The sequence below is a fragment of the Acinetobacter sp. P8-3-8 genome (genome assembly GCF_000214135.1).
Taxonomy (GTDB): Bacteria; Pseudomonadota; Gammaproteobacteria; order Pseudomonadales; family Moraxellaceae; genus Acinetobacter.
In genome coordinates this window covers 1-11,571 of the sequence record NZ_AFIE01000073.1, presented here as the reverse complement: position 1 = coordinate 11,571, position 11,571 = coordinate 1, and the positions used below count along the sequence as shown (strand labels likewise).

The 11,571-nt window shown below is 38.7% G+C and carries 10 protein-coding genes and 2 tRNA genes; all 12 read left to right on the top strand.

Translation table 11 applies throughout. The annotated features are described in order from the left end of the window. The 12 genes from GGG_RS0117335 to GGG_RS0117280 all read left to right on the top strand — a co-directional run bounded on the left by GGG_RS0117335 (position 1) and on the right by GGG_RS0117280 (position 11,507). Positions 1-77, top strand: a tRNA-Met gene (locus tag GGG_RS0117335). 208 nt (positions 78-285) lie between these two features. After that, positions 286-362, top strand: a tRNA-Met gene (locus GGG_RS0117330). Positions 363-565: 203 nt separating this feature from the next. Beyond that, positions 566-1,087, top strand: coding sequence for a ribosome maturation factor RimP (rimP, locus tag GGG_RS0117325; protein WP_010117243.1), 522 nt, complete (start codon positions 566-568; stop codon positions 1,085-1,087). Positions 1,088-1,121: 34 nt separating this feature from the next. Then, positions 1,122-2,606 (top strand): transcription termination factor NusA, encoded by a 1,485-nt coding sequence (nusA, locus tag GGG_RS0117320; protein WP_010117242.1) that lies wholly within the window; start codon positions 1,122-1,124, stop codon positions 2,604-2,606. 10 nt (positions 2,607-2,616) lie between these two features. Beyond that, positions 2,617-5,328 carry a translation initiation factor IF-2 gene (gene infB, locus GGG_RS0117315; protein WP_010117240.1) on the top strand — a complete coding sequence of 904 codons (2,712 nt, stop codon included), beginning with the start codon at positions 2,617-2,619 and terminating at the stop codon, positions 5,326-5,328. Then, positions 5,328-5,735 (top strand): ribosome-binding factor A, encoded by a 408-nt coding sequence (locus tag GGG_RS0117310; RefSeq protein ID WP_010117238.1) that lies wholly within the window; start codon positions 5,328-5,330, stop codon positions 5,733-5,735. The genes infB and GGG_RS0117310 overlap by 1 nt, the downstream gene beginning before the upstream one ends. 373 nt (positions 5,736-6,108) lie before the next feature. Continuing rightward, the gene (locus GGG_RS0117305; RefSeq protein ID WP_029574674.1) at positions 6,109-6,699 is read left to right on the top strand and encodes a LemA family protein; all 591 of its coding nucleotides are present in this window, start codon (positions 6,109-6,111) and stop codon (positions 6,697-6,699) included. 72 nt (positions 6,700-6,771) lie between these two features. Beyond that, a complete protein-coding gene (locus GGG_RS0117300; protein WP_010117234.1) occupies positions 6,772-7,893 on the top strand; it encodes a YgcG family protein in 1,122 nt (373 codons plus the stop codon). After that, complete coding sequence (locus tag GGG_RS0117295; RefSeq protein ID WP_010117232.1) at positions 7,887-8,459, top strand: TPM domain-containing protein; 573 nt, start codon at positions 7,887-7,889, stop codon at positions 8,457-8,459. Before GGG_RS0117300 ends, GGG_RS0117295 begins: the two co-directional genes overlap by 7 nt. A gap of 202 nt (positions 8,460-8,661) precedes the next feature. After that, positions 8,662-9,021, top strand: a complete 360-nt coding sequence (locus GGG_RS21590) for a prepilin-type N-terminal cleavage/methylation domain-containing protein (RefSeq protein ID WP_010117231.1) — start codon at positions 8,662-8,664, stop codon at positions 9,019-9,021. A 428-nt stretch (positions 9,022-9,449) separates the two neighbouring features. Continuing rightward, positions 9,450-9,806: a type IV pilin protein gene (locus tag GGG_RS21585; protein ID WP_010117230.1), complete on the top strand. Its 357-nt coding sequence runs from the start codon at positions 9,450-9,452 to the stop codon at positions 9,804-9,806. Between the two features lie 54 nt (positions 9,807-9,860). Then, positions 9,861-11,507 (top strand): O-antigen ligase, encoded by a 1,647-nt coding sequence (locus tag GGG_RS0117280; protein WP_010117229.1) that lies wholly within the window; start codon positions 9,861-9,863, stop codon positions 11,505-11,507. Positions 11,508-11,571 lie beyond the last annotated feature (64 nt).

The following is an 11,571-nucleotide window of genomic DNA, read 5'->3' as shown; positions in this document are numbered from 1 at the left end:
TGCGGGATGGAGCAGTCTGGTAGCTCGTCGGGCTCATAACCCGAAGGTCGTTGGTTCAAATCCAGCTCCCGCTACCAAGTTTTATGATGTGTAGAAAAGTGATTTGTTGTTAAAGTTGTTTGTCCATCAGGCTCAGCTCTTCATAAAATCGCGAAGGTTGTTGGTTTATCCAGCCTCCGCTACCATTTAGATTAAGGTGCAACTTAATCAAGCAAGAAGATGATTTTCAGTAAATTAAGTTTGATTGAATTTTTTTAATTCTTGTGTATAATTTTGCAACGTTGATGCGGGATGGAGCAGTCTGGTAGCTCGTCGGGCTCATAACCCGAAGGTCGTTGGTTCAAATCCAGCTCCCGCTACCAAGTTTCTAAAAGGGCTCACATATAGGTGGGTCTTTTTGCATAGTGAGCCTATGGTTTATTGTGCGATAATAGGGGCGATTACGCCCTTTTTTATTGGCTTATCGTGTAGTGTGGACATCAATTGGTCAAAAAGACATGCTTCACTATAGTAAGTTTGAATTGGTCCGATGAGCGATTGAATCGCACAAATATGACGAGAGTAAATGAAGCTATCAAATAAAACTCAAGCACTCCAAGATTTAATTACTCCTGCAGTGCAAGCGTGTGGCGTAGAACTTTGGGGGATTGAATTTATTCCTCAAGGTAAGAAGTCTTTATTGCGTATTTACATTGATAAAGACGTTCCAGAAAATGCTGAACCGATCATGAATGAAGATGGTGAGGTTGAGTTGGGTCGTGGGATTGGTGTACAAGATTGTGTACGTGTGACTCAGCAAGTTGGCGCAATTTTAGATGTACATGATCCAATTTCAGGTGAATATGCTTTAGAAGTTTCATCACCAGGTTGGGATCGTCCGTTTTTCCAATTGGCACAATTACAGAATTATATCGGTCAACAAGTTGCATTTCGTTTGATCGCTGCGGTTGAGAATCGTCGTAAGTTCCAAGCAAAATTGGTTGCTGTAGATTTAGAAAGTGAACTCATCCAAGTCGAAGTTGAACAACAAGTACTTGAGATTGATAGTAATAATATAGACAAAGCGAATTTGATCTTTCAGGATTAATCCAGAAATAGAAATCTGAATAAATAGGTGACTTATGGCACGTGAAATTCTCACCGTCGTTGAAACGGTTAGTAATGAGAAAGGTGTGAGTCGTGAAGCAATTTTTGAAGCGCTAGAACAGGCTTTGGTTGCAGCGACTAAAAAGAAATTCTACGAAGGAACGAATTCGGAAGAAGCTCAGTTACGTGTAGAAATTGATCGTAAAACAGGCGACTATAGCACTTTCCGTCAATGGGAAGTTGTTGCTGATGAAGATCATGAAATGCCTGCATGTCAAGATGCGATTTCTGATGTTGATCCTGCACAATGGTCAATTGGTGATATTCGTGAACTCGAAGTGCCTTCAATTGATTTTGGTCGTATTGCGGCTCAAATTGCAAAACAAGTGATTGTCCAAAAGATTCGTGAAGCAGAACGTGCATTGGTTGCGGATGCTTATGAAGCTAAAGTGGGTGAGTTAATCTACGGTGAAGTGAAAAAACAAACCAAAGATGGCTTCATTATCGACTTGGGTGACAATGCTGAAGCATATTTGGCACGTGAAGAGATGATTCCAAAGGAAATTCTTCGTCCAAAACAACGTATGAACGCAATCCTTTATAATGTAAATCGTGAAGGTCGTGGCGCGCAATTGTTATTGTCACGTGCAAAACCTGACATGTTGATTGCTTTAATGAAAAAAGAAATTCCAGAAATTTCTGAAGAAATCATTGAAATTAAAGCAGCAGCGCGTCAACCAGGTGTTCGTGCGAAAATTGCAGTAAAAACCAATGATCATCGTATCGATCCTGTTGGTGCATGTATTGGTATGCGTGGTACACGTATCCAAGCTGTACAATCAGAATTAAATGGTGAGCGTATTGATGTCGTTGTATGGTCTGATGATCCTGCTCAGTATATCGCAAGTGCTTTAGAGCCAGCTGATGTGTCGGGTATTGTGATTGATGAAGATGCGCGTACTGCTGATATTATTTTTGCAACCAGTGATCAACTTGCACGTGCAATTGGTTCACAAGGTCAAAATGTTCGTTTAGCGTCAGAACTAACGGGTTATAAGTTAGATATGATGCTTGAAGATGAGTATCGTGCTCGTCAACAAAATGAGGCTCAACAATATTTAGATATGTTTGTAACACGTCTTGATATTGAAGAAGATCTTGCAATGGCTTTAGTAGAAATGGGCTTTACTTCACTTGAAGAGATTGCTTATGTACCTGCAGAAACGTTCGATGAAATCGAATTGGAAGCAGATATTGTTGAATTACTACAAAGTCGTGCAAAAGAAGCAGCTTTAGCTGATGCATTAAAAGAGCAAGAAGATATTCAGGACCCAAGTCCAGAACTTGTTGCAATGGAAGGAATGACTTCTGAAATTGCACATGCTTTAGCAGCTCGTGGTGTGGTAACAGTCGATGACTTGGCTGACCAAGCAACTGATGATATTGCAGATATCGAAGGCTTAGGTGCTGAAAAAGCAGGTCAATTGATTATGAAAGCACGTGAATCATGGTTTAACTAGGAGGTAATACATGACGGATAAGTCAATTCAAGAGTTAGCGGTCAGCGTAGGACTTCCTGTTTCAAAGCTCCTTGATCAGGTGCGTGAAGCTGGATTGCCACAAAAACAGGCTGAAGATAAAATTTCTACTGAACAGCAAGATGTCCTTGTCAACCATTTGAAAAAATCACATGGTCAAGATACAGGGCGTGCAGGACAAATCACGTTGAAACGTAAAACAACCAGTACTGCTAAAGTTGCAAGTACTTCAGGTAAGGCTAAAACTATTAACGTAGAAGTTCGTAAGAAGCATACGTTTACCAAGCCAGACCCTGAGCAAATTAAAGCAGAAGCTTTGGCAAAAGCCCAAGCAGATGCTCAAGTAAAAGTTACACAAAAAGCGCCTACAGCAGAAGTTGTCTCTAAAGATGGTGAAAAAGCTGAAAGCTCAGCAAAAGCGAATTTAGAGAAAATGCGTGCGGCTGCGAAACAACAAACTGCTGCAAAAGAAACACCAAAAGCAGCAGTTGTGGTAAAACGCAAATCGACCAATAAGCCAATTACCAAAGCAACAGTGAAAGCTGTTGAAACACCAGAACAGAAGAAAGCACGTGAAGCTCAAGCTGCTCAATTGAAAGCGGCTGAAGAAGCAGCACGCCGTAAATCAGCAGAAGAAGCTCAACAACGTACACTTGAGCAAATGCGTCAAATGGCGTCTAAGTATTCTTCTGATGATTCAACGACGACGATTCGTGTTGTAGATGATTCTCCATTAGCTGCTGGCCTTGTTGGTCAAGCTTATGAAGATTCATTTGCTAAAGAAGACCGTGAAATTAAGCGTGGTACGAATACTGCAAATACGCGTACTGTGAAAAAAGGCGGTCGTCGTGGTCAAGAAGAGCAAAGCTTTAGTTCAAATCATCACAAACGTGGTTTAAAAACCAGCCAGGCAAACAAGCATGGCTTTGAAAAACCAGTTAAAAAACAAGTGTATGATGTTGAAATTGGTGAAACGATCGTTGTTGCTGATTTAGCTGCGAAAATGGCAGTCAAAGTTCGTGAAGTTATTAAATCTCTCATGAAAATGGGTGAATTGGTTACTCAGAACCAAGCAATTGATCAAGATATCGCAGCACTTGTTGTTGAAGAAATGGGCCATAACCCAGTTCGTGTATCGGATACTCAAGCTGAAGATAATTTACTTGAAGCAGCAGAAGAAGCACGTGGTGCGCAAACAACACGTGCGCCAGTGGTTACAATCATGGGTCACGTTGACCATGGTAAAACCTCGCTTCTTGACCGTATTCGTCGTGCTAAAGTGGCTCAAGGTGAAGCGGGCGGTATCACACAGCATATTGGTGCATACCATGTTGAAACTGAGAAAGGTATTATTACTTTCCTAGATACACCAGGACATGCGGCATTTACTGCGATGCGTTCTCGTGGTGCGAAAGCGACTGATATCGTTGTTCTTGTTGTTGCTGCAGATGATGGTGTAATGCCACAAACTGCTGAAGCAATCGATCATGCACGTGCTGCTGGTACGCCAATCATCGTTGCGATTAACAAGATGGATAAAGAATCTGCTGATCCAGATCGCGTATTGAATGAATTAACGACTAAAGAAATCGTACCTGAACAATGGGGCGGTGATGTACCAGTAGCAATGGTTTCAGCACACTCTGGTCAAGGTATTGATGAACTTCTTGATCTTATTTTGATTCAAGCTGAATTGTTAGAATTGAAAGCATCTGAAGAAGGTGCGGCACAAGGTGTTGTTATTGAAGCACGTGTAGACAATAGCCGTGGTGCGGTAACGTCTATTCTTGTTCAAAACGGTACGTTGAATGTGGGTGATTTAGTTCTTGCTGGTGCATCTTACGGTCGTGTTCGTGCGATGGTAGATGAAAACGGTAATCGTATTAAATCTGCAGGTCCTTCAATTCCAGTGGAAATTTTAGGTCTTCCAGAAGCGCCGATGGCAGGTGACGAAGTTCTTGTTGTAAATGACGAGAAAAAAGCACGTGAGGTTGCTGATGCGCGTATGGATCGTGAACGTCAAAAACGTCTTGAGCGTCAAAGTGCGATGCGTCTTGAAAATATCATGGCTTCTATGGGCAAGAAAGATGTGCCTATCGTCAACGTGGTATTGAAAACAGATGTACGTGGTACTTTAGAAGCTTTACATGTGGCACTTGCAGAGCTTGCGACTGATGAAGTTAAAGTACGTGTAATTGGTTCAGGTGTAGGTGCAATCACTGAATCTGACGTTACACTTGCTGAATCTTCAGAAGCTGTATTATTAGGCTTTAACGTACGTGCTGACAGCGCTGCTCGTCAAAAAGCAGATGCAGATGGTATCGACATTCGTTACTACAGCATTATTTATCAATTGATTGATGATGTTAAAGCGGCGATGAGCGGTAAACTTGCACCTGAACATCGTGAAACGATTCTGGGTGTTGCACAAGTACGTGAAGTATTCCATTCAAGTAAATTTGGTGCGGCTGCAGGCTGTATGGTACTTGAAGGTGTATTACATCGTAACAAACCAATTCGTGTACTTCGTGATGATGTGGTTGTGTTCCAAGGCGAGCTTGAATCTCTTCGTCGTTATAAAGAAGTGGTTGAAGAAGTTCGTGCAGGTATGGAATGTGGTCTTGCAGTTAAAGGCTACAAAGACATCAAAGCACTTGATAAAATCGAAGTCTATGATGTTCAGTTGATTAAACGGAGTCTTTAATGGCGGGTAGTCAACGTCTTAAGCGTATGGCGGATACAGTACAACGTGAGTTATCTGAACTGATTCGCCAAGAGCTGAAAGATCCACGCTTAGGTGGTCTCGTGACCATCTCTGCTGTGAAAGTCAGCCCAGACTTGGGTTATGCTGAAGTTTATGTCACTGTAATGGGGCGTGAACTTGGTGATGAGCAAAGTGAAGCTGCAAATAAAGAAACTTTGGATGTATTGAATAAAGCATCAGGTTTCTTGCGCCATGAACTAAGCCGTCGCATTAAAACGCGCATCACACCTCGTTTGCGTTTCCATTATGATAAAACCAATGCGTATGGTAACTATATGTTTGGTTTGATTGCAGAAGCAGTGAAAGATTTACCTGAAACTGATGATGCAAAGAAAGATGAAGAATGATCATTTGATCTAAAATAGAGCCACCTTCGGGTGGCTTTTTGTATTTTTAATGCTAATTTTATCTAAGAACTTATTTTTCATCAAAAAGAATAATGAATTTAAAAATTATATTGAGTAGGATTAAAATTAGTACGGAATCTATATTTTAATAAATATTTATCTGGTTGATTTATAAAATTATATTCTTAAAAAAATCTAAGATAATCTTTTCAACGAGATACATATTTAAAAGCATGTTTGTACTATGATTGATAGGCCTAAAATCTAAATTTGTGACTGAAATAGCAGAAATTAAACAAAACTTTGAATAAAACTGTATAGAATGCTGATAAATCAACAAATACAAATAAATATCTTCGAGGAAAAATAAATGATCAATTCAATGAAAAAGGGCTTACTTGCTCTCACTCTCGCAAGTACTTTGGCATTCTCAGGTTGTGGCTATAATACATTACAAGCCAAAGATGAATCTGTGACAGCAGCATGGTCAGAGGTTGAAAACCAATACCAGCGTCGTGCCGATTTAGTCCCTAACCTTGTTAATGTAGTAAAAGGTTATGCAACGCATGAAGAAAAAGTATTAACCGAAGTAACAGAGGCACGTGCCAATGTTGCGGGCTTAAAAGTTGATAAAGAAGTATTAAACGATCCTGAATTATTTAAAAAATACCAAGAAGCTCAGTCACAAATGACAGGTGCGTTATCACGTTTATTGGCTGTTACCGAAAATTATCCTGATTTAAAAGCCAATGAGCAATTCCGTGATTTACAAGTGCAATTAGAAGGAACAGAAAACCGTATTAGTACCGCGCGTACGCGTTATGTGGAATCTGTGCAAGATTACAATACTTATGTACGTCAGTTCCCTCAGGCGATGACAGCTAAAGTGATTGGTATGAAAGCAAAACCAAACTTTAGTGCAGAGGCTGGCGCATCAAAAGCACCAACAGTCAATTTTAATTAATGACTTAACATGTTAATGCTTTCTGTCTGAGAATATGAAACTGAACGTGGATAATTAAAATAAAGGTGTTTTATGGTTGAATGGCAAAAAAAATCAGGATTTAAGAAGCTTGGTACATACTTATTTGTACTCTTTGGACTGATTTTTTCCGTTCAATCGCTGGTGTGGGCTGAAACAGCAACGGCAACAGATGATCAAGAGGCACAAGATGTTGTTATATCGGGTAAGGTTGCTCCTAATGCAAACATACCCAATGTTCTTGGCCCAAATACCGTTACCCCACCGCCACAGCAGCCAACTAATAATACTAATCAATCAACGAATTCCCAAAATCAAGTCCAAGTCAGCAATGATATGGCAGATGGGCAAACAACTCGAAATATTCCAACTTTAAATCAACCTGTTGTAGACCAAGCCAATATACTTTCGGCAGCGGAAAAACAAAATTTAGATCAGCAGATTCGAGATATTTACCGTCAAGGTAAAGCGCAAGTCGGTATTATTATTGTACCAACGACTGGACAAGAAGATATTTTTGATTTTGCCATGCGTGTTGCTGAGCAATGGAAATTGGGTTCAGCAAAACAAGATAATGGTTTATTGATTGCTGTTGCGGTGAATGATCATAAAATTCATATTGCAACAGGCTATGGCCTAGAAGGTGTACTGCCTGACATTGTTGTAAGTCGTATTATCCGTAATCAAATCACACCTTATTTTAAACAAGGACAATATGCACAAGGTTTACAATCAGGTGTCAATGAAATCGAGCGTATTCTCAATCTTGATCCAGAGATTGCCAAACAAGCTGCTGATGAATTAAAAGAACGTCAAGCGCAAGCAGTGCAAGAGCAAGAAACAAAAGACCGAACTTTCACGACGGCTTTAATCATTCTCGTTGTTGGTGTATTTGCTTCATTTATTATTGGAAATCGCTTAAGTGCTTCCGTTGCTGGTGTGACTGCTTTCGCTGCTGGGCTCATTTATGGTTCAGGCATTGTAATGAGCCTCATCATGGGTTTTGGAATATTCTTCTTACTGATTACCTCATTTGCACAATTAATCTTCCAAATGTTTTTATCTGGCGGTGGACGTGGGGGAGGTGGAAGCAGTGGTGGTGGATTTGGAGGCGGTGGTGGTTATAGCGGTGGCGGTGGTGGTTTTGGCGGCGGAGGTGCATCAGGCTCATGGTAACGAAAACTGAAACAACAGAAATTCTGACTGAACCTAAATTACAGGAGCAGATGCAACCAAGTTTTAAACGCTGGTTAAAGCACTTTTTCTATATGCCAGCATCTAAACGCTATTTCTCAAAATCCGACCAACAACAAATTGCACAGGCGGTTAAACAGGCTGAGCAAGGTCATGTTGGCGAAATACAGGTAGTGATTGAAGGGTATATTCCAAGTCATCAAGCCTACCGACAAAATACACGTTTAAGAGCACAACAACTTTTCGCAGAATTGGGTGTGTGGGATACGGAATATAATAGTGGTGTGTTGTTATATCTAAATTTATGCGAGCAAACAGTTGAAGTTGTGATAGATCGTGGGATTAAGCAAGCAACCACACAGCAAGTTTGGCAACAGATTTGTGACCAAATCATCGCGGAACTTAAAAGTAAACAATATCGATCTGCACTCGAAAATGGGGTGATAGAAATTGGTAAGGTATTGAATTTATTCTATAATGAACAACAGAGTCAGCAAAAAGCTGATACAATGAATGAATTATCAAATAATCCAATAATTTTGAACTAGATCACTAAAAAAGTGACAAGAAATGTCACTTTTTAACGAGAAATTACGTAAAAAAATAAGAATTAAAAAAAATCTTGTAAAGCGTTACATTCCAATTAGAATGAAATTGTTACCAAACGATTGCTTGTTTTTTCCACACGAAGCAGTCAAATAAATTTGCTTGTTAAAGCTATAAAAATTTTTAAAACATTGGAGAAATGTTATGAAATCAGTTCAAAAAGGTTTTACACTTATTGAATTAATGATCGTTGTTGCGATTATCGGTATTCTTGCTGCGATTGCGATTCCTGCTTATCAAAATTATACAGCACGTGCAGTTGATCAATCATGTATGGCTGCTGGTAAAAACTTTACTAGTCAATACATCCTATGGGCAAACGACCCTGATGGTGTGACAGCAGAACCACTGGCTGCTAATTTTACAACAGATAAATGTGCTATTACTGGGCATACTGCAGGTGTTAAAACTGAAGAAACATTTAGTGTGACTGTAGCAGACGGTAAAGGTAGTGGTAAGGATGTTACTTGTACTGTAGCAACAGGTAAATGTGTATTGGAATAATGCAATATAGTTCGAAAACGGATCAATATTGATTTAAAAAGCGCCTAATGAAATCCATTAGGCGCTTTTATTTTTAAGTTGCTATACTTATGCTGATATGTAAAAAAAGTAAAATATTTAGGGGTTTAGGAAGTTAATGAGTAATATTGTGGGGCAATTTAAGTAAATCGAGGTATAAATTAAAAATATTTGTTGTATTAAGGTGATTGGATTTAAAAAGTAAATTTCTAACTGAATTGATATTTACTATTATTACCATTTGTTTAGCTGAGTATTTAATTTTCTCTTTTCTCAAAAATTCAATTCAAGCAACAATTTGTGTTATGAAGTGACAAATATTCTAACATTTTTAATCTGTAAAATTGTTTTATTTCCAGAATGCTATTCAAATGTTATTTTATTTATAAGTAGCATTAGGATTTAAAAAAATGAAAAAAAATAATGGTTTTACCTTAATTGAATTGATGATCGTTGTTACGATAATTGGTCTTTTGGCTGCAATAGCAGTCCCTAGTTATTTAAATTACACTAAAAATGCGGATAGAAAAGCGTGTCTTTTAGAAACTAAGTCCTATGTAAATGATACTTATTATTTAATATTTGATCAAAGCTCTGAAACTAATCCTAGAGCACCTGCTATTTCCGCCTGTGAATCAATTACTGATGCATCTTCATGGAATGAAACAACAACAAATTTAATTATTGAGGCAAAAAGTAAAAACTCTGCAATAATTAATATTAAATGTGACCTTAGTAAGGGAGCAAACTGTACAATCATTCCCTAAGCAAAAAAGAATGAAAGCGCTATAATAAGCCAAATTATTTAGCACTTTCTCCCTATGAAAGCCATCCCCTATATTCTTTCAGCTATTTTACTTCTACTCGCATGGCTTCTCCCGATCCATAAAATGCCATGGACAACCTTTGGTAGTGAAGTGCTGACTTTTCTTTCAGCTTTAGTATTGCTTTCAACGTTTATTAATAAAGACATCAAAATACCCAAACCACAATTATTAGCTCTACCTGTATTGGTCATTTCCTTGGTTCAATGGGGATTTGGTGAAATTCTTTATTTTAGTAATGCTTTGTTGTGTACGGCTTACATCACTATGTTTTGGTTAATGGTGGTTGTAGGTTATAACTTAGCAGTGGGTGAAAAAGGACAAAGAGAACAGCTCTTTAAAATCTTTTGTCTTGTTGTATTTTTCGGGGCAATTCTTTCAAGTGTTATCGCAATCTGTCAATGGTTAGGGTTTAATGATTATTTTACTTTATTCATGAATCGTTTGCGTGAGAATCGAGTATATGCAAATTTTGCACAGCCGAATAACCTGGCGACTTTTATTTGTATGGGGCTATTTGCTTGTTTGTATTTTTATGAAAAGAAAATATTACCAAGTATAGTTTTAATTCCAGCCACATTTATCTTTCTATTGACTATCGCATTGACCCAATCACGTACAGCTTGGGTAGTATGTATATTTACCCTTGTTTATTTAATGATTAAACAATTTGGTCAAAACAAGCGCTTTGGTTTTGTGAAGTTATTGGCTTGGGTGGGTGTGTTTATTGCATTAATTGCCTGTTTACCTATGTTTAATCAGTGGCTCGCATCATCCACTGCACAGGACATTACCCAAACAGCGACAGTGGTGCAAAGAGCTTCATCGGGTTATCTGCGTTTAGATATGTGGAATCAGGCTCTAGTCGCAATTACACAGCAGCCGTGGTTCGGTTATGGGTGGAATCAAACAGGAATGGCGCAAATCGCTGCATTTGATCTTTATCCTTCACATGAGTGGTATAAAACTGCACATAATGTGATTTTGGATTTATTGATTTGGAATGGTATTCCTATTGGTGCAATGATCATTCTTTATGTGGTGTGTTGGTTATTTTGGCTAAATCGTGGTGTGAAAGAGCCTATTTCAATTGCCGCAAGTTTGATGGTGTGTGCCATTCTGATTCACGCCTTATTAGAATATCCAATCCATTATGCTTATTTCTTGCTACCACTTGGGTTTTTGTTGGGCATCATCCAAGCACAGTATCCTCATCTACCAACAGTGAAGCTTAAATCAACAGTGACGGTGGGCATTGTTGTCGTTGGTTTTGTTTTGATTGGGGGTATTTATCGTGACTATGCGTTATATCGTCAACAAAGTGTCTTTATCAATAAGAAAACACCTTTAACTGAAGCTCAGCAACAAGTGATGAATCAGGATATTTTCTTACTCACACAGTTTAAAGAGCGCGTGTGGTGGATTGGTTTTAATCCACATAGCAAAGTATCTGATCAGCAGCTTGAACATATCGGGCGAATGGTGGCAAATTTAGCGTCTAAATACGATATTTATAAGTATGCGCAAGTTTTAGCGTTTAATGGTAAGAAGGCTGAAGCTGAACATCAGTTGTGGATTTTAAAAACGCTACATGGTCAAGAGAGCAGTTATCAGGATTTATTGGCAGTTTCTGCGGTGAAATAATTGCAAATTGGTAATAAAAATCCTCAAATTTGTGGATAATGCTGGTCAGTTAAGCATTTTTTAA